Origin of the sequence: Streptomyces sp. PsTaAH-124 (assembly GCF_000373685.1) — a bacterium.
Classification (GTDB): domain Bacteria; phylum Actinomycetota; class Actinomycetes; order Streptomycetales; family Streptomycetaceae; genus Streptomyces; species Streptomyces andamanensis.
Window position 1 is genome coordinate 187,118 of sequence record NZ_KB892161.1, and the last position, 17,835, is coordinate 204,952.

15 protein-coding genes and 1 pseudogene are annotated in these 17,835 nt (G+C 72.5%); 7 read left to right on the top strand and 9 right to left on the bottom strand.

Annotated features, from left to right (window positions below):
* The first annotated feature begins 20 nt into the window (after positions 1–20).
* On the top strand, positions 21–1,442 hold the full coding sequence (locus B086_RS0107965) for a salicylate synthase (protein WP_018565882.1): 1,422 nt from the start codon (positions 21–23) through the stop codon (positions 1,440–1,442).
* A 151-nt stretch (positions 1,443–1,593) separates the two neighbouring features.
* A complete protein-coding gene (locus B086_RS0107970) occupies positions 1,594–1,905 on the top strand; it encodes a hypothetical protein (RefSeq protein WP_018565883.1) in 312 nt (103 codons plus the stop codon).
* Positions 1,906–2,065: 160 nt separating this feature from the next.
* Here the strand turns inward: B086_RS0107970 and B086_RS0107975 are convergent, their stop codons facing one another.
* Positions 2,066–2,437, bottom strand: coding sequence for a winged helix-turn-helix transcriptional regulator (locus B086_RS0107975; protein ID WP_018565884.1), 372 nt, complete (start codon positions 2,435–2,437; stop codon positions 2,066–2,068).
* 74 nt (positions 2,438–2,511) lie between these two features.
* Between B086_RS0107975 and B086_RS0107980 the strand changes: the two genes are divergently transcribed.
* Positions 2,512–2,922 (top strand): RidA family protein, encoded by a 411-nt coding sequence (locus tag B086_RS0107980; protein ID WP_018565885.1) that lies wholly within the window; start codon positions 2,512–2,514, stop codon positions 2,920–2,922.
* 325 nt (positions 2,923–3,247) lie between these two features.
* A complete protein-coding gene (locus tag B086_RS39430; RefSeq protein ID WP_106436036.1) occupies positions 3,248–4,573 on the top strand; it encodes a metal-dependent hydrolase family protein in 1,326 nt (441 codons plus the stop codon).
* A gap of 186 nt (positions 4,574–4,759) precedes the next feature.
* Here B086_RS39430 and B086_RS0107990 read toward each other — a convergent pair whose 3' ends face one another.
* Both B086_RS0107990 and B086_RS0107995 read right to left on the bottom strand, forming a co-directional pair.
* Positions 4,760–5,356: an NADPH-dependent F420 reductase gene (locus B086_RS0107990; RefSeq protein ID WP_018565887.1), complete on the bottom strand. Its 597-nt coding sequence runs from the start codon at positions 5,354–5,356 to the stop codon at positions 4,760–4,762.
* 41 nt (positions 5,357–5,397) lie between these two features.
* Entirely contained in the window at positions 5,398–6,216 is an 819-nt protein-coding gene (locus B086_RS0107995; protein WP_018565888.1) for an inositol monophosphatase family protein, read from the bottom strand.
* A gap of 136 nt (positions 6,217–6,352) precedes the next feature.
* On the opposite strand from B086_RS0107995, the gene B086_RS0108000 reads away from it, so the two are divergent.
* Together B086_RS0108000 and B086_RS0108005 are read left to right on the top strand one after the other, a co-directional pair.
* Positions 6,353–7,261: a LysR family transcriptional regulator gene (locus tag B086_RS0108000; protein WP_018565889.1), complete on the top strand. Its 909-nt coding sequence runs from the start codon at positions 6,353–6,355 to the stop codon at positions 7,259–7,261.
* 139 nt (positions 7,262–7,400) lie between these two features.
* On the top strand, positions 7,401–8,630 hold the full coding sequence (locus B086_RS0108005; protein ID WP_037873040.1) for a lipoprotein: 1,230 nt from the start codon (positions 7,401–7,403) through the stop codon (positions 8,628–8,630).
* A gap of 43 nt (positions 8,631–8,673) precedes the next feature.
* Here the strand turns inward: B086_RS0108005 and B086_RS45365 are convergent.
* From B086_RS45365 to B086_RS0108045, 6 genes and pseudogenes are all read right to left on the bottom strand, one after another.
* A pseudogene (locus tag B086_RS45365) lies at positions 8,674–8,860 on the bottom strand (transcriptional regulator); the annotation flags it as partial.
* A 683-nt stretch (positions 8,861–9,543) separates the two neighbouring features.
* A complete protein-coding gene (locus B086_RS0108010) occupies positions 9,544–10,713 on the bottom strand; it encodes a cytochrome P450 family protein (protein WP_018565891.1) in 1,170 nt (389 codons plus the stop codon).
* Positions 10,714–11,514: 801 nt separating this feature from the next.
* Positions 11,515–12,678, bottom strand: a complete 1,164-nt coding sequence (locus B086_RS0108025) for a serine hydrolase domain-containing protein (RefSeq protein ID WP_018565894.1) — start codon at positions 12,676–12,678, stop codon at positions 11,515–11,517.
* A 100-nt stretch (positions 12,679–12,778) separates the two neighbouring features.
* On the bottom strand, positions 12,779–13,882 hold the full coding sequence (locus B086_RS0108030; protein WP_018565895.1) for a serine hydrolase domain-containing protein: 1,104 nt from the start codon (positions 13,880–13,882) through the stop codon (positions 12,779–12,781).
* Between the two features lie 535 nt (positions 13,883–14,417).
* Positions 14,418–15,707, bottom strand: coding sequence for an FAD-dependent oxidoreductase (locus B086_RS0108040; protein WP_018565897.1), 1,290 nt, complete (start codon positions 15,705–15,707; stop codon positions 14,418–14,420).
* The gene (locus B086_RS0108045; protein ID WP_078531009.1) at positions 15,704–16,564 is read right to left on the bottom strand and encodes an alpha/beta fold hydrolase; all 861 of its coding nucleotides are present in this window, start codon (positions 16,562–16,564) and stop codon (positions 15,704–15,706) included. Before B086_RS0108045 ends, B086_RS0108040 begins: the two co-directional genes overlap by 4 nt.
* 77 nt (positions 16,565–16,641) lie before the next feature.
* Between B086_RS0108045 and B086_RS39435 the strand changes: the two genes are divergently transcribed.
* Complete coding sequence (locus B086_RS39435) at positions 16,642–17,547, top strand: AraC family transcriptional regulator (RefSeq protein ID WP_078531010.1); 906 nt, start codon at positions 16,642–16,644, stop codon at positions 17,545–17,547.
* Positions 17,548–17,835: the final 288 nt, after the last annotated feature.

Here is a 17,835-nt window from a genome sequence, read left to right on the forward strand (position 1 = left end):
CAGCGGAAAGGCACGACACGATGAGCACCGGCCCCCGGAACACCTGGGACCTCTGGGCGCGTTCCGTCCCCTCCCTCGCACGTGAGAGCACCCTGGCACCCTGCCCCGACCCCGCGGCGACGGCGACCCGCCTCGCTCAGGCGCGCCTGGCCGACCAGTACATCGTGTACGAGGCGGCGGGCGGCGTCCGGCACTTCGCGGCGGGCTCGGCCGTCAGCCTCACCGCCCATGCGGACACCGTCACCGCGCGGGCCGCCGGGCGGACCTGGAGCTCCCGCACCGACGGCCGGCCGACGACCGTGTTCGCCGCCGCGCTGAGTGCCCTGTCCGCGGCGCACGGCGCGTCCGCCGGCGGACGTCACTTCTACGGCTGGGCGGCCTTCGAACTCGCCCACCTGCTCCACGCCGACCCCGGGACCGCCGGGGACGGACCGTTGCTGCACGCCCTGATCCCCTCCGTCGAGGTGACTCTCACCGGGGCGGAGACCGTGGTGCGGGCAGTGGACGAGGCATGGCTGCGCAAGGTCGAGGACCTGCTGGCCGAACGGACACCCCGGCAGCCCCCGGCGCAGGGCACGTCGCCGGAGCGGGCCGAACACCTCATCGCGGCCGGCACCGCCGCCTACGGCCGCGCGGTGGCCCGCACGGTGGAGGACATCCGTGCCGGACTTCTGGAGAAGGCCGTGGTCTCCCGGAAGGTCCCGCTGCCCGCCGGAGCGGCCGTGGACTTCCCCGCGACCTATCTCGCGGGACGCCGGTCCAACGCCCCGGCCCGCTCCTACCTGCTGGACCTCGGCGGCTACCGGGCGGCCGGGTTCAGCCCGGAGACCGTCCTGGAGGTCGAGGAGAGCGGCCGTGTCAGCACCCAGCCCCTCGCGGGCACCCGTGCGTACGGCCCCGACCCCGCGGAGAACGACCGGCGGCGCGCGGAGCTGCTCCGCGACCCCAAGGAGATACACGAGCACGCCGTGTCCGTACGCCTGGCCTGGGAGGAGATGGCGGCGGTGTGCCGGCCCGGCTCCGTCGTGGCCGAGGAGTTCATGGCGGTCCGGCCGCGTGGTTCGGTGCAGCACCTGGCGTCACGGGTGACGGGCCGGCTCGGCGAGGGCGCCGGGCCGTGGGACGCCTTCGCCTCCCTCTTCCCCGCGATCACCGCCACCGGCGTGTCCAAACGCGACGCCCTGCACGCCCTGGCCCGCCACGAGGCGGGACCCAGGGGCCTGTACGGCGGCGCGGTCTTCCGGGGCAGCACCGCCGGAGCCCTCGACGCCGCCCTTGTGCTGCGTACGGTCATCGGCGAGGGCGAGGAGACCTGGCTGCGCGCGGGCGCCGGAGTCACGGCCCAGTCGAGCCCGGACCGTGAGATCGAGGAGACCTGCGAGAAGCTGCGCAGCGTCGCCCCCCATCTGCGGTTCACCGCGGAACGACGGCGCCGGGAGTGATCGGGAAGGCAGCCTCGCCGCCGAGATCCACGGTCGAGGAGCATCCCTTTTGTCGCGGTCTGTCCTCCGTGGCAGTCTTGGCCTGAGGAGAGGAAGCGGGAGGGGGATCGCGTACTGCCGTCCTCGGCGGGCGGCGGCCTGGACCGTGGAGATGAGCAGCATGGCGACACCGGCGCAGCATCAGGAGCACCCCGGCCACGAGCACCGGCACGGCGAGGGCTGTGGGCACGTGGCAGTCCCGCACCACGGTCATGTCGACTACGCGCACGACGGCCACCTGCACCGCGAGCACGAAGGCCACGCGGACGAGTGCGAGGCCGGAGGGCACCAGGAGCACCCCGGTCACGATCACGCGCACGGCGAGGGGTGCGGACATGTGGCCGTTCCGCACGGCGACCACATGGACTACGTGCACGACGGCCATCGCCACGCGGCCCACAACGGCCACTGGGACGACCACTGACAGGTGTCGTCCCGCCCCGTCCTGCCCCCTGTCCTGCCCCGTCCCGTCCCGGGCGAGCCGGTAACCGGCAGACGAGGGCGCAGGGGGGAGCCGAGCCCGGCCCGTGGCTCCGCCGCCCTACCGGGCTGTCCGCCGCCGTTCCTCCGGGATCGGCGGCGGGTCACAGCCGGGCCTCCTCGCGTTCGTCGAATTCCTCGCGTGCGCGCTCGACGGCGGGCATGTGCTGCGAGGTCCAGGCCAGCAGCACGTCGACGGGGTGCCGGAGGGTCTTGCCGAGTTCCGTGATCCGGTACCGGACGGCCACGGGTCGGGTGGAGACGACCTCGCGCTCGATCACACCGTTGCGTTCGAGGCGCCGGAGCGTCGCGGTCAGCGACTTCTGGGTGACCTGAGGAATGGCCCGGCGCAGTTCGTTGAAGCGGCACGGGCGCTCGCAGAGTTCGCTGAGGACGGCGAGCGACCACTTGTCGAGGATCTGGTCGAGCAGTTCGCGGTGCGGGGCGTCGATGCGGACCTCGTCGGCGGTATCCATGGCGAAACCTGGTCTCGTTGAAGTGTCTTCCTGCTACTAGGTAGCGTCACGATACCTAGAGGGAAGAGAGACCCATGACTGTGCACCGCTTCACCCCGCAGGGCATGCTCCAGCCGGTTCCCTACCACCACGTCGCCGTGGGCACCGGGACCAGGCACGTACACGTCAGCGGCCAGATCGCGCGACGGCCCGACGGAACCCCTGTCGCGCCCGGTGATCTGGCCGGGCAGGTCGCCCAGGCACTGCGCAACACCGCCGTCGGACTGGCGGGCGCGGACGCGACCTTCTCGGACGTGCTGCGCCTGACGTTCTACGTGACCCGCTGGGCCCCGGAGAAGATCGGCGACTTCATGGCCGGCGTGGAGGCCGTCGCCGACGAGATCGGCCTTCCGACACCTCTGCCTCCGGCCTCGCTCATCGGCGTCGACCACCTCTTCGAGCCGGATGTGCTCGTCGAGGTCGAGGCGACCGCGCTCCTGGCCTGACACCTCGCGGGAGGCGCCGCCTGCGCCGGTGCGCGGGCCGCCGGCCGTGCCGCCGGGGCCCAGGACCCCGGCGGCACGGTCGGCGGGGCTCGTGGCGGGTCGGGCGGCCGTCGCCGTCCTCGCCGCCCCAGTGTCTGGAGCTGCCACGTGGGGGCCGTGTGGCGACGGCGGGGATGCCCCGGCCGCGGCAGCGTGGTGTCCGCGACGGAGCACGGTGACGGCGTGAGACGGACCACCCGTATGCGCCTGCGGCCGGGCGATCGGACCACGTGGGCGGCATGGTGAGCGCTGTGCCTTGGTCCCGCGATCGTGAAGGAAGACGTGCATGAGTGATCCGAAGCCGGCGCCGGAAACGGCGTCACCCACCGGTGGGGACGCCTCTTCCCCGCGGGCGGTGCTGTTCAGCGGCGCCCGGGTCTTCGACGGACGTTCGGACGAGCTGACCGCGCCGACCAGCGTACTGATCGTCGACGGGAAGATCGCATCGGTCGGCGGCACCGAAGACGTCCCGTCGCACGCGCTGACCATCGACGCGGACGGACGGACCCTGACGCCGGGGTTCATCGACGCCCACGCGCACGTCATGCTGCAACCCACGGTCCCGGAAATGGCCGGCTCCGACCTGGCCCACCACGCGCTGTACGGCGCCTCGATGGCGAAGCTCTACCTCTCGCGCGGCTACACCACGATCCGCGACACCGGCGGGAACACCTTCTCGCTGAAGAGGGCGATCGACTCCGGGATGAATCAGGGCCCCCGGATCTACCCGTCGGGGCCGATCATCTCCCAGACCGCCGGGCACGGTGACTTCACCCCGATGTCCGAACCTGCCCGCCTGCTGGGAGGGCACCGCGACAACATGCAGCGGGACGGACACCTGCTGGTGGTCGACGGCGTCTCGGACATGCTCCAGGCGGTGCGTTACGTCCTGGGGCGCGGTGCCTCGCAGGTCAAGCTGGCGGTGGGCGGCGGCTGCGCCTCCGACCGGGACCCGCTGGACGTCACCGAGTTCACCGCCGAGGAGATCGAGGCGGCGGTGAAGGCGGCCGGTGACTGGAACACGTATGTGGCCACCCACGTCTACAACCCCACCGGCATCCGCCGCGCCGTCGAGGCCGGAGCCCGCACCATCGAACACGGGAACCTGGTCGATGCCGAGACGCTGGAGCTGATGAAGGACCACGGGACCTGGCTGTGCCCTCAGGTCATCGTCTACGTCAGCGACCCGCCGGGGCTCGCCGAGGTGACGAAGGAGAAGTTCGCCCAGGCCCGCGAAGGGCTGGACACGCTGTTCGAGCTGACGAAGAAGACCGGGTTCGACCGCATCGGCTTCGGATCGGACATCATCAGCGCGCCGGACACCCTCGCCGGGATCAACGAAGAGTTCGTGCACCGGACCAAGTGGTTCAGCCCGGCCGAGATCCTGCGCCAGGCCACCGGGAACAACGGCCGGTTGGTCGCCCTGGCGGGGATGCGCAACCCCTACCCCGGCACCCTCGGCGTGATCGAGCCCGGCGCGCTGGCCGACGTACTCCTCGTCGACGGCAACCCGCTGGACGATCCGTCCGTCCTCACCGACCCCGAACAAAACCTGCTGGTCATCGTGAAGGACGGACAGGTGGTCAAGAACGCCCTGGCCGACGACAGGTAGACGTCCCGCCGACACTTGCGTACCGCGCTTCCACGTCACGCTGCGCGGGGACCGGCTCCAGGAGTCGCAGTCCCCGCTCGACGCCGCGTGCGGGGAGCCGCCCGCGCAAGCGCGTGGACCGTGCTGCCGGGGTTCATGTCCCGGCGGCACGGCCGCGTCACATGGCGTCCTGGACGCCGGCCCGGATCAGCGGGCGATGGAGACCGCGAAGGGCGTGAAGCCGTTGGCCCGGATCACATGGGGGACGAAAAGTATCGCGGCCTCCGTCGCGCGGGCGGTCGGGATGCCGCCGAGATCGGTGATCCACTCCTCGCGCCAGCCGAGGTCCATGAGCAGTTCGCGGACGGTCCGCTTGGCCTGCGGGTCGTCGCCGGAGAGAAAGACGTCGGGGGCCTGCGCGAGCGCGGCGGGCGCGGTCATCACCGGGAAGAGCATGGTGTTGAGCGTCTTGACGACACGCGTCTCGGGGAGCGCTTCCTGGAGCTGTTCGGCGAGGCTGGAGCCGGGGTGGATCAGGTCGGCGGGCAGGCCGTCGGGCCCGTCGGTGGTGGCGTTGGACACGTCGACGAGGATCTTGCCGCGCAGTTCCTCGCGCAGGGCGGTGAGCCGTTCCAGCGAGCCGGCGCCCGGGGTGGCGTTGATGACGATCCGGGCTGCCCGTGCCGCCGCTGCGGCGGCGCCCGGGGTGCGGTCCACCGCGGTCACCTCGTGCCCCGCCCGGGTGAGGGCCGCGGCCAGGTTGCCGCCGACGCGGCCGTTTCCGAGAACTGCGATCGTGGTCATGTCGATCTGGTCCTTCCGTGTGTGAAGAGAGCGGTGTGCGGTCAGAGGGCGAGCGTCCTGACGGCCTCGGCGTGCACGCCGGGCGCGGCGGCCAGGAAGCTGTCGCTCCGCGGCGTCCAGGGACGGCCCTCGGCGTCGGAGATCCGGCCGCCTGCCTCGGTGACGAGCAGCGCCCCGGGCAGCAGATCCGCGCGGGCTCCGGCGAACTGCCAGAAGGCGTCGGTCCGGCCGGCGGCCACGTTCACCAGATGCAGGGTCGCGGGCACAGAGGTACGGACCACGAGCGCGCCGAAGAGCATCGCGGTGATCGAGGAGCCGACGCGCCGCACCACTGCCTCGTCCTCGTCCGGCCGGGCCTGGCTGGTGGCCACGAGGGCGAGACCGAGGTCCGTGGTGGGGGAGACGCGCAGCGGGCGGCCGTCGAGGTGGGCGCCCTCGCCGATGAGCGCGGTGTAGGTCTCGCCGGTCAGCGGCAGGTGCACCACGGTGAGCACCGGCTGGTTCTCCCGTACGAGGGTGGCGGTCACCGCCCACTCCGGCAGGGCGTGCAGGTGGTTGACGTTGCCCTCGGCCGGATCCACCACCCACCACTCGCCGGGCGGCAGCGCCCCGCCGTCCAGCTCGTCCTCCACCCAGCCGGCGTCCGGGCGCAGCGCGGTGAGAGCGGGCCGCAGGATGTCCAGGGCCGCATCGTCGTTGACGGCGAGCGCCCGCATCAGTTCTTCGCGGGTCTCGTAGGGGACCACGTCACCGAAACGCTCCCGCAGCGCCGCACCCGCCGCCCGCACGGCGTCCGCGGTCCGGTCGAGCAGGTCGGCGTCGGAGACGGCGGCACCCGTGGTCTGAAACGTTTCGGACATGGCTGTACTCCCATGAGAAGAAGGTGGCTTGAGCGGTTCGGGCCGGTCGGTGTGTTCCGTGCCGCGCTCTTCCTCGAAGGTATCCAGGCCGATGATTAACCACAACTGCATGTCAAGCACGGCTAGGATTACTCCCATGCAACTGGATCTGAATCTGCTCTCCGCCCTCGACGCGCTGCTGGAGGAGGGAAGCGTGGCGGGGGCGGCCGCCCGCCTGCATGTCACCGCCCCCGCGATGAGCCGGAGCCTGGGGCGGATCCGGCGCACCACCGGGGACCAGATCCTGGTGCGCACCGGCCGGACGATGACCCCGACGCCGTACGCGATCGCCGTCCGGGAGCAGGTGCATGAGCTGCTGCACCAGGTCCAGGGGGTGCTGGCGCCGAGCCGCGCACTCGATCTGGACACGCTGGAGCGCACCTTCACCCTCCGCTGGCACGACTCCCTGGTCGCCCTGTGCGGCCCCGCGCTGCTCTCCGCCGTGCGCGGACAGGCGCCGGGCGTGCGCCTGCGCTTCCTCGCGGAGGCGAGCGTCGACACCCCCGACTTTCGGCGCGGCGAGGTCGACCTGGAGGCGAACGCCACCCGGCCGAGCGCGCCGGACATCCGGGCCGAGAGCGTGGGCGAGACCCGCCTCGTCGTCGTCCTGCGGCAGGGGCACCCTCTCGCCCGCGGCCGCACCGTCACCGCGGAGCAGTACGCCGCTGCCGAGCACGTCACGGTCTCGCGGCGGGGAAACCTCAGCGACGCCGTCGACGACGCCCTCGCCCGTCTCGGCCTCACCCGCCGCGTGGTGGCGGCCGCGCCCACGGAAGCGGCCGCGCTGGAGTTCGTCCGCGGCTCCGACCTCCTGATCTGCGTCCCCGAGGCCACCACCCGGCCGGCGGTCACCGATCACGGCCTGGCCGTGCTGCCCCTTCCCCTCGACCTCCCCTCGGCCCCCGTGTACCTGTCATGGCACCAGCGCTACGACACCGACCAGGCGCACGCCTGGCTGCGCGGGCTGGCCCGAACCGCGCTGGCCGGATGCGCGGCTTCGTCGTAACCGGCAACGCCCCGCCGTCCCGCCGCCCCCCTTCTTTGGGCAGCCCTTTATCCACCACGCCGCGCCAAATACTCACTTTCATACACTTATCGTCCTTATCGTTCCTGGCGTCGGGCTCACCGGTCGAGGAGGCGATGGCATGGCGACGAGTGGAATCAGCCGCCGAAGAGTGGCGCGCCTGGGCGTCGGCGCGGGCCTCGGGCTGGCCGCCGCCGCGCTCACCGGATGCGAACGGGACGGAGGCTCCGGGTCGCCGGGACCGGGAGCGGCGCGGCAGGCGCCCCGGCTGATCGGCGACGGCTCGACGGCGTACACCGGGCGGCAGCCGAACCAGCCCGACGCCCCCACCGCGCTCGAACCGGGCGAGACCCCGCCGCAGTTCGTGGTCTTCTCCTGGGACGGCGCGGGCGAACTCGGCACCGGGCTCTTTCCGCGCTTCCTGGAACTGGCCCGCGCCCACGACGCCCGGATGACCTTCTTCCTGTCCGGCCTCTATCTGCTGCCGGAGGACAAGAAGCGGCTGTACCGGCCGCCGAACAACCCGGTCGGCGCCTCGGACATCGGCTACCTCACGGACGCGCACATCAAGGAGACCCTGAAGTACGTCCGCCGGGCCTGGCTCGAAGGACACGAGATCGGCACACACTTCAACGGGCACTTCTGCGAGGGCTCGGGAACGGTGGCCGACTGGACCCCGGCGCAGTGGCACTCGGAGATCGAGCAGGCCAGGTCGTTCGTCAAGTCCTGGCGCACCAACACCGGTTGGCACGACGAGCCGCCGCTGCCCTTCGACTACGACAAGGAACTCGTGGGCGGCCGCACCCCCTGCCTGCTCGGCCAGGAGAACCTGCTGCCCGCCGCGCGGCAACTGGGCTGGCGCTACGACGCCTCGTCACCGGGCGGGGTGCAGCGCTGGCCGCGCAAGCGGAACGGGCTGTGGGACCTGCCGCTCCAGAGCATCCCGTTCCCCGGGCACAGCTTCGAAGTGCTCTCCATGGACTGGAACATGCTGGCCAACCAGTCGCAGAACACAACGCGCGCACCGTCGTACAACTACCCGTACTGGCGCGCCCAGACGTCCCAGGCGTACATGGCGGGCTTCGACCGGGCGTACGAGACCAACCGGGCGCCGCTGTTCATCGGCAACCACTTCGAGCAGTGGAACGGCGGCATCTACATGGACGCCGTCGAGGAGACCCTGCGGCAGATCGCCGCGCGGCCGCACGTCCGGCTGGTCTCCTTCCGGCAGTTCGTCGACTGGCTCGACGCCCAGGACCCGGCGGTCCTCGCGCGCCTGCGCACCCTGGAGGTCGGCGAGAAACCGGCCGGAGGCTGGAGTTCGTTCCTGCGCCCGGCCAAGAAGGGCTGAACCGGGCGCAGTTCACGCGGACGCCGCCCTCGTCCGGCCGCGCTCAGCCCGGCGCGGTCATGCGCTGCGTGCCGATGACCGACAGCAGCCGCAGGGCCTCCTCGGAGGAGGAGCCGCATACGGCGGTAGTAGACGACGACCTGCTGGTCGCGGCCGGTCAGGTCGAGCGCGTCGCAGTCGACGGTGACCGGTCCGACCAGCGGGTGCCGGAAGGTCTTGCCCGGCGTCGGACACCCCGCTGGACGCTGCTCCCGGACGGCGGCGACCTGTTCCGGCAGGTGCTCGCCCGGGAGACGGTCGAACCGGGCGCCTGGGAGGACCTGCCGCGCCAGTGCGCGACGCTGCAACACACCCTGACCCCGTACGCCCGCGAACCGGAGCGGCTCGGGGTTCCCACCGCCCACACCCTCGATCTGCCCGAGGTGTTCGACCGGCTGCTCGCGGAGAACACCGCCCTCGGCCCGGACGCCCGCGCCCGGCTGACCGCCGCACGGCCCCGCGTGGCGGAGTGGTGCGCGGAACTCGCCGCCGCCGGCATCGCCGACACCCTCGACCACGCGGACCTGCGCGACGGTCAGTTGTTCCGCCCGGCGCCGGGCACACGACGGCCGGACTGCGGCGGCCCGCGAGCCTCGCCTGGCGGCTCAGCTCCCTGGGCCGCGCCGCCTTCTGGGGCCACATGTTCCCCGGCCCGGACCGCCCCGCACCCGGTGCCCGGCAGAGCGCCGACTGGCTGCTGGAACTCCTCGACGAGCCGCCCTTCCAGGCGAGGTGCACGCCCTTTCACCGAGCGCGGCACCGGGGCGAGAACGCCCCACCTCGTACCGCACGAATGCCGCCTCCGGCGCGTTCCTCGCCTGGGTGGGGGAGGGCCGGTCAGGGCCGGTAGGTCCCCGACCTCATCGGCTCGCCGTCACGCCAGAACGGGAAGTGACGCGAGTCCGCGGACGAGACGGGTGCGCCGCCACTCCAGCCGGTCTGCCGGGACGGCAAGGCGGATCCCGGGACATCGCGTCAGCACCGCCCGAAGAGCGATCTCCATCTCGGCGTTGGCCAAGGGCGCGCCGACGCAGCGGTGGATGCCGTGACCGAAGGCGAGGTGAGCAGCCGCGTCGCGGTTCAGGTCGAGTCGGTCCGGGGCAGGGAACCGCGCCGGGTCTCGGTTGGCCGCCCCGAGGGCGACCAGGACGGGGGCGCCGACCGGGATCTTGATGCCGCCGAGCGTGACGGCCTCCGTGGTGAACCGGAAGGTGGCCGTGCTCACCGCCGAGTCGAAGCGGAGCAGTTCGTCCAGCGCGGCGGGGATCTCGTCCGGATTCCTCTGGAGGCGATCCAGCCCGGCCGGGTGCCGGAGCAGCGCGAGGACGGCGTTGCCGAGGGCGTTGGTGGTGGTCTCGTGCCCGGCTACGAGCAGCAGCACGGCCAGCGAGACCAGTTCCTCCTCGCTCAGGCGGTCGTCTCCGTCGCGCGCCGAGATGAGCCGGTCGAGGAGGGAGCCGCCGGGGTCCCGTCGCTTGGCGGCCACGAGGCCCGTCATGTACTCGGCCACCGCGTGCGAGGCCGCGTCGATGACCTCGGGATCCCCCGCCGCGAACAGCTCCGCGGACCAGCGCTGGACATCGGGCCGGTCGGCCGGTGGCACTCCGAGCAGCTCGCAGATCACGATGACCGGCAGTGGCTTCGCCAGGCCGGCCACGAGGTCGAACGGCTCGTCGGTGGGCCATCGGTCCAGCAGGGTGTCGGTGACCCGGGTGATGAGCGGGCGCAGTCGGGCGACGGCCCCGGTGGTGAACGCCTTGGTCACCAGCTTGCGCAGCCGGGTGTGCCGGGGTGGATCGCTGGCCAGCATGGTGTGGGCGACCGCGGGGTGCAGACGGCGTCGTGACTCCTCGCCGGCGAAGAAGGCGGCCGTGTCCTTCGAGAGCCGGGCATCACCGAGGGCCTCTCGCGCTTCCGCGTAGCCGGTGACCAGGTAGCCGGGGCGCCCGCCGGAGCCGGCCGGCAGAGGCTGCACCGGGCACGCGGAGGGCGTGGCCGCATCGGGGTCCCGAAGTATGCGGGGGTCCTTCGTCGGGTCGGTCATGGTCTCAGGATCCAACGGCTTCCGGTCGGCTGCCGTCGGCGACACGCCCCGCACAACCGGCGCAGGCGGATGTCACCGAGGGGCCACTCCGAGTCCCCCGCGGGTCCTTGCGGAGGCGGTCTCCGCCGACGGCGGACGCACAGCACCGGCCAGGCGTCCGGCCCGCCGATGTCCGCGGGCAGCCCGGCATTCCTCTGCGAGCGCAGCACGGCCCACGGCCGCGATGGTCTGCCGTCCGCACACCGCGTCGACGATGCCGGGTCCCAGGTGCTGATGGCGCAGCAGGCACTGGGCCTCCACCACGTCCCGACCGGGTCCCGCGAGGTCGGCACTTCCACCTCCGGAGCATCGGCCTCGGGTCCTTCGCACCGTCCTACAGAGGCAGGTGTACTTACTTGCCGTACTCCAGCTGGAGCGCGGGCCTGGCGTCGGCCTGACCGTCCGCCCCTGAGCGCCTGTTGGCTCCGCCGTCCCCGCCGCAGCACTTGTCCTGGTCGACGGTGAGTTCCACGGAATGCCTTCCTTTCGGGTTCGGGTGACGGCGGCCACCAGACGACGGGCACGTCGCGCAGACCCCGCTCAACGCGTCCCCTTTCCGGCGTAGTTCGGCGCCGACGCCCGGCCGCCCGGCCGGGCGCGCACGCGTTCGCCGCGGACGTGCCCGGCCGGTCCCGCCTCGACCGCACCGACGGCGAGCAGCACGCCCCTGTCCGTCGCCGCGGCGAAGGACGCCCTCCGGCCGTCACGGCCCGGCCCGGACTGCCGAGGAGACAGCCTCCGCGCTCCGGGCGCGGGCGGAAGTCAGCGGCAGAGGGCCGCGTCGACCGCGTCGGTCAGGTGATCGGCGGCCGGTCCGTCCGGGACGGTGGTGACGGCGATGTCGACGGCACGGCCGTCCTCCGTGACGCCGCCCCGGGTCCGGTAGCCCACGGAGGTGCCGCCGTGGCCCCAGACAAGGCCGCCGCAGGTCAGCGGCCTGCTCTGGATGCCCAGCCCGTAGCGGACACCGGGGCCCAGGAGCTCGGCCGGGACAGTGGTACGCATCTGGGCGAGCTGGGCGGCGGGCAGCAGACGCCCCGCCAGGAGCGCGCTGTAGAAGGTGTTGAGGTCGGTGTTGGTGGACACCACCGCCCCCGCGGACCAGGCCATCGAGGAGTCCATCGCGGTGTAGTCGATCAGCGGCGCGTCCGGGCCGCTGTTCAGGTAGCCGTGCGGGTGGGGCTCGCGGAGGGCGGTCTCCCCGGTGGCCGGGACGTAGGTGTGGCGCAGGCCGATCCGGTCGATGACGCGCTGGGTGACCTCCTCGCCGTAGGGGCGGCCGGTGACCTTCTGGATCAGCAGGCCGGCCACCAGGTAGTTGGTGTTGCTGTACTCCCACCGGGTGCCGGGCGCGAAGCGGGCCTTCTGCGCGAGTGCCCCGTCGAGGAGTTCGCGCGGCTCGAAGTAGCGGTACTGGATGGTGGTGAAGTCGGACAGCGCGGGGGCTTCCATGTAGTCGGGCAGGCCGCTGGTGTGCTGGAGCAGTTGGCGGACGGTGATGTGACGGCCGTCGATGCCGTCGCCGTGCACCAGGCCGGGCAGGTAGGTGTCCACGCTCGCGTCGAGGCCGATCTTGCCCTCGGCGACCAGTTGCAGGACGACGACGGCGGTGAACGCCTTGGTGTTGCTGCCGGCCCGGATCTGCCCGTCGACCGGGACCCTGGACCCGGTGGCCAGGTCGCCGACCCCGGCGGTGTAGGTGCGGCTGCGCCCGTCGCGGCCCTTGACGGTGGCGAGGGCGGCGGGCATCCCGTCCTTCTGGACCAGCGCGTCGAGGCGCTGCTGCACGGCGTCCGGGCGCGGTGCGGCGGAGGCCGCGGTCGGGGCCATGGCGATCAGCGCCAGCCCGGCGGCGGCCGTGGCCGTCGTGGCGTACCGCACCATGCGGACGCGGCGCGCCGTGCGCCGCGGGGTGTGTTCGTTCATCGGGACTCCACTGCTGGAAAGAACAGAGAATGGGGGAGGTGCGAGCTGGTGCGGCGGGGTGGCCGGCGCCGCGGACCGGCGCGGGCCACCCCGCGGACGATCAGAGGCAGAGCGCCTCGTCCACTGCCTGGTCCACGTGTTCGCCGGTGGCGTCGTCCGCGATCGTGGTGACGGTGACGCTCACGGCACGGCCGTCGTCGGTGGTGCCGCCGAAGCTGTTGTAGCCCGGGATCGTCCCGCCGTGCCCCCAGGCGAGCCCGCCGCAGGAGAGCGGACGGCTCAGCAGGCCGAGTCCGTAGCGGACCCCGGGGCCGACCCCGTCGGCGGGGACGGTGGTGCGCATCTGGGCGAGCTGGGCGGCGGGCAGCAGACGGCCGCCGAGCAGCGCGCCGTAGAACCGGGTGACATCGGTGTTGGTCGAGACGATCGCGCCGGCCGCCCACCCCCAGGACGGGTCCAGCTCCGTGTAGTCGCGCAGCGACCCGTCCGCGGCAGGCTGGTAGCCCTTGGGGTGTGCCTCGTGGATCCTCATGTCCCCGGGGACGGGGAAGTAGGTGTGGCGCAGGCCGATCCGGTCGATGACGCGCTTGGTGACCTCCTCGCCCAGCGGGCGCCCGGTGACCTTCTGGATGATCAGGCCCGCCAGCAGGTAGTTGGTGTTGCTGTACTCCCACCGGGTGCCGGGCGCGAAGTGGGCCTTCTGGGCCAGCGCCCCGTCGAGGAGTTCGCGCGGCTCGTAGTAGCGCTTGGGGTCGTTGAGGATGACCTCGTGGTCGACGTAATCGGGCAGGCCGCTGGTGTGCTGGAGCAGTTGGCGGACCGTGATGTGACGGCCGTCGATGCCGGCGCCGCGCACCAGGCCGGGCAGGTAGGTGTCCACACTCGCGTCGAGGCCGATCTTGCCCTCGGCGACCAGTTGCAGGACGACGACGGCGGTGAACGACTTGGTGTTGCTGCCGATCCGCACCTGCCCGTCCACCGGAACCCTGGACCCGGTGGCCGCGTCACCGACCCCGGCGGTGTAGGTGCGGGTACGGCCGTCGCGGCCCTTGACGGTGGCGAGGGCGGCGGGCACCCCGTCCTTCTCGACCAGCGCGTCGAGGCGCTGCTGCACGGTGCTCGGCCGCGGTCCGGCGGAGGCCGTGGCCGGTGCCAGGATGCCCGCCACCACGGCGGCGGCCACCGCGGTCACGGTCACCGCCACCCCGCGTCGACGACCGCACAGGCGGTTCGGACGGTGGCGCTGCGGCGCGTACTCGTTCACGGGAAAGCCCCTCAGATCAGGGCGCCGGAGCTCTTCTCGGCGCCCTCCAAGAGGACCATCCGACGACCCGCCGATCGGTCCGCGCAGAGGACGAAACCGCACCCGGGAACGTGCTCCTGGGCGGCGCCGGGCATGGGACCGTACTCCCAGGGCCGCCCGGCCCCTCCGCGCCCACCGCGCATCGGTCGACGACATCAGCCAAGACGTCTGTCATGTGCGGCAGCGCGAGGAAGTGCGTGGGCACTGCCCCTGCCGTACTTGGGCGCCGGTCAGCGAAGACGGCGTTCCACCAGCTCCCGGAGGAGTCTCCGAACCATCGACAAGCGCTTCACCACTGCCCGGTAGGGCCGACCGGCGGACGGACGGCGCGGCATCCTCCTGCCAACTGTGCGTCCGGGAGGCCGGATCGGGTCCGCAGACGACGGGGCAGCGGCAAAGAACCACATGGGGCCAGGAACATCTTGGCGCGTGGCGTTCACTCCGACCCGAGCCGGTCCCCGGCGTCGCCGACGAGGCCGGGCCGGCCTCGTGACGCGGTGGTGAGCGGCGGGTAGTCGTCGACGGCCATGGAGTTGTACAGGCGTCCGCTCTTGGTGGTGAGGCGGAGGAGGGCGCGGCCGGGCCCGGCGGGCAGGGCGGCGATCAGGCGGGCGCCCTGGGCCAGTCCGCGCACACCGAGGCGTGAGCGGGGGATCAGGGTCTTTGCCGCGCTGAGCGCGGCCGCGTGGCTGCCGCGTACGTGTTCCGCCATCGCGTGCTCGTAGGCGGGGAAGGCCCGCTCGTGGTCACCGCCCGCCCGCGCCAGCTCTCCGGCGAGGACGTACGCTCCGACGACGGCGAGGCTGGTGCTGCCGCCGACGGCCGGGCCGGGGCAGTAGCCCGCGTCGCCGACGAGCGTCATCCTCCCTCGCGACCAGGTGTCCATGCGGAGTTGAGTGATCGAGTCGAAGTAGAACGCCGGGGCGCGGTCCAGCTCACGGAGCCACCGGTCCACCTCCGGGTGCATGCCGTCGAACGCACCGCGCAGCAACTCCTTCTGCCGGGGCACGTCGTGGTGGTGGCGGCGGTCGAGCGCGCGTTCGCTCCGGAACAGGAACAGGACCCGTGCGCCTTTGAGATGCCGCGCGCCGTACATGCCGGCGGTGCGGCCGACGCCGACGTGGAGGACGAGTTCGCCGTCGAGTCCGGAGACGTCCGGCAGGGTCAGCACCCCGAAGTGGGCCCCGATGAAGGCGCTGAAGCGGGACTCGTCGCCGAAGACGAGGCGGCGCACGGTGGAGTGCAGTCCGTCCGCACCGACGACGAGATCGAAGCGGCGCGGCGCCGCGTTCTCGAACCGCACCTCGCCGTCGGGCGAGAGGGCGGCGATCGAGTCGCCGAAGAGGTACTCGACGTCGTCGCGCGTGGCGTTGTGGTAGATCGCGCTCAGATCGTCGCGCATGATCTCGGCATGCCGGTCCGAGGCGGCGTCGAAGATCTTGGAGAGGTCCACCCGGACGGGACGCCGTGCGCCCTCCCCGTGGACGGCCATCCGGCAGGTGCCGGTGGCCCGCTCCTCGACGCGCGGGAGCACACCCATCTTCTCCGAGATGTCCATCGCGGGCCGGAACAGGTCGACCGCGTGGCCGCCGGTCCCGCGTGGACCCGGTGCGCGCTCGACGACGGTGACGGAGAAGCCGTGCCGGGTGAGCCAGTACGCCAGGACGGGACCGGCGATACCGGCCCCGGACACGAGGATCCGCAGGGCGCCCTTCCTCGTCGTCATTCAGTCCCCCGTACGGTGTGGATCGTGGTGAAGGCCAGCAGAGCAGTGGCGGTCCGCGGGGGATCCTCGAGTATGGGTGAGTGGCCGAGGCCGGGCAGCAACACGACGTCCGCGCCCGGCACGGCGCGGTAGTCGGCGGCGGACGAGGACCGCCACCTGCGGTCGTCCTCGCCGAAGACCACCAGGACCGGCTTCGCGAGGGCCGCGAGCCGTGCCGGGAGTGCCCGCTGCTCCAGGTAGTGGCGGGTGGCCCGCATCGTCGCGGTGAGGGAGTGGTGGGTCATGCGGCGTACGTCGTCCAGGAGTTCGGGCGGGATCTCGTAGCCCTCGCGGCTGAAACCGGTGCGCGCGAACCGGCGCAGCTGCTCGTCGGTCGGCGGCCACTGCGAGGGTTCGATCGCGGGTGTCCGCGGTGCGATGAAGGCGTCCAGGCTGGGACCGGTGTTGACGAGCGCGAGCGCGGTCACCAGGTCGGGTCGCTGTTCGGCGAGTGCGGTGGCGATCACGCCGCCGCTGGAATGACCGACGACCACGGCGTGTTCGACGCCGAGCCGGTCCAGTGCCGCACCGGCCTGGTCCGCCTGGTCCGGGACCGCGTATGCGCGGTCGGCCGGTTTGGCCGACCGGCCGTGCCCGAGCAGGTCGATCCGGATGACGCGGTGAGACCCCGTCAGCAGCGGGACCAGCCGGTCCCACGAGCGGGTCGAGGACGCGGAACCGTGGACGAGCAGAAGTGCCGGAGCGTCGCGGGGGCCGTCCTGGCACACATGGATGTCGCCGTGGTCCAGCGACAGGATCGAACTCTCGGTGGCCTCGGGGGCGCCCTCTGCGCGAGGCCCCCCGTCAGAAGCAGTCATGAGCCCACTGTCACCGCCGTTGCCCGTCGCGGGATTGGACAAATGTTCCTCCCGGCCGACTCAAGTAGCATGCAACGGTGGGGACTTTCACGCACGGTACGGCTGTGTGGGACGTCGCCTGCCCGCAGCGTCCCAGCCGGGTGGCCGGCCTCACCATGGCCGGATTCCGTGTCCGTGACCTGGATCCGCTCCGGATGGTTCCGCACCCGGCCGTGACGCTGCTCCTGGAGTTCGGCGCCGGCTCGACCGTCCTCGACTGCGCCGCCGGGCGGCAGGAGCGGGGAAGCATCGTCGCTGGGCCCGGACTCGGGACCGGCGGTGCGGTCCGGGCGCGGGGAGAGAACGTGGAGTGCGTGCAGGTGCGCCTGTCCCCGGTGATCGCCCGCGCGGTTCTGGGTGCCTGTCCGGCCGACCTCGACGGCGCCGCCGTCCCGCTGGGCGATGTGTGGGGCCGGGAGGCGTCCCGGCTCCGCGAGCAACTGGGCGATGTCCCGTCCTGGCAGGACCGCTTCGCGTTGACCGAGGCGTTGCTGGCCCGCCGGTGTGCGGCAGGGCCGCCGGTGGACCCGGAGGTGGCGTGGGCCTGGCACCGCATCGTCGTCAGCCGCGGCCGGATCCGGGTCGACGGGCTCGCGGCCGAGGTCGGATGGAGCCGTAAGCGGCTGTGGTCCCGGTTCCGGTCGCAGCTCGGCCTGCCCCCCAAGTCCGCTGTGAAGCTGGTCCGTTTCGACCATGCCGCCCACCGCCTGGTCGCGGGCGAGGGCGCGGCCCGGGTCGCGGCCGACACCGGCTACACCGACCAGTCCCACCTGCATCGGGACGTCATGGCGTTCACCGGGGCGACCCCCGCGACCCTGGCCGGTGAGCCGTTCCTCGCTGTCGACGACATCGCCTGGCCCGGCCACGGAACAACCGCCGGGCCTCATGCCTCCGGAGATCTCCGGCCCGGTCACAGACCCGAGCCGAGACGGCCACCGCACTGAACGCCACCGCGGTCGCCTCACTGGACGGGCCGACGGCGCCCGGCGGTCAAGGACGACCACCGGCTGATCACCGGCCGACCGACCCCTGCCCAGCGCTGGCGGACCACTCCCTGCTACTGGTCACCCTGACGAGGACGACGCCGGCACCGAGCCGCCTCGGTCACTACAGACGACGCGGAACAGACGACGCGGACCCACGCTGCTGATGCAGCAAGTTCCAGCCGATGAGAGGCGGGTCGGCACCCTCACCGACACCGCCAGGCGGGCCCTGCCCCCGCTGTTCTGGAC

Coding starts and splice junctions, on each gene's coding strand:
- B086_RS0107990 (WP_018565887.1), bottom strand. CDS start 5,356: ATGACCACGATCGCAGTTCTCGGAAACGGCCGCGTCGGCGGCAACCTG.
- B086_RS39430 (WP_106436036.1), top strand. CDS start 3,248: ATGAGTGATCCGAAGCCGGCGCCGGAAACGGCGTCACCCACCGGTGGG.
- B086_RS0108045 (WP_078531009.1), bottom strand. CDS start 16,564: ATGACTGCTTCTGACGGGGGGCCTCGCGCAGAGGGCGCCCCCGAGGCC.
- B086_RS0108010 (WP_018565891.1), bottom strand. CDS start 10,713: ATGACCGACCCGACGAAGGACCCCCGCATACTTCGGGACCCCGATGCG.
- B086_RS0108040 (WP_018565897.1), bottom strand. CDS start 15,707: ATGACGACGAGGAAGGGCGCCCTGCGGATCCTCGTGTCCGGGGCCGGT.
- B086_RS0107965 (WP_018565882.1), top strand. CDS start 21: ATGAGCACCGGCCCCCGGAACACCTGGGACCTCTGGGCGCGTTCCGTC.
- B086_RS0107980 (WP_018565885.1), top strand. CDS start 2,512: ATGACTGTGCACCGCTTCACCCCGCAGGGCATGCTCCAGCCGGTTCCC.
- B086_RS0107995 (WP_018565888.1), bottom strand. CDS start 6,216: ATGTCCGAAACGTTTCAGACCACGGGTGCCGCCGTCTCCGACGCCGAC.
- B086_RS0107975 (WP_018565884.1), bottom strand. CDS start 2,437: ATGGATACCGCCGACGAGGTCCGCATCGACGCCCCGCACCGCGAACTG.
- B086_RS0108000 (WP_018565889.1), top strand. CDS start 6,353: ATGCAACTGGATCTGAATCTGCTCTCCGCCCTCGACGCGCTGCTGGAG.
- B086_RS0108005 (WP_037873040.1), top strand. CDS start 7,401: ATGGCGACGAGTGGAATCAGCCGCCGAAGAGTGGCGCGCCTGGGCGTC.
- B086_RS0107970 (WP_018565883.1), top strand. CDS start 1,594: ATGAGCAGCATGGCGACACCGGCGCAGCATCAGGAGCACCCCGGCCAC.
- B086_RS0108025 (WP_018565894.1), bottom strand. CDS start 12,678: ATGAACGAACACACCCCGCGGCGCACGGCGCGCCGCGTCCGCATGGTG.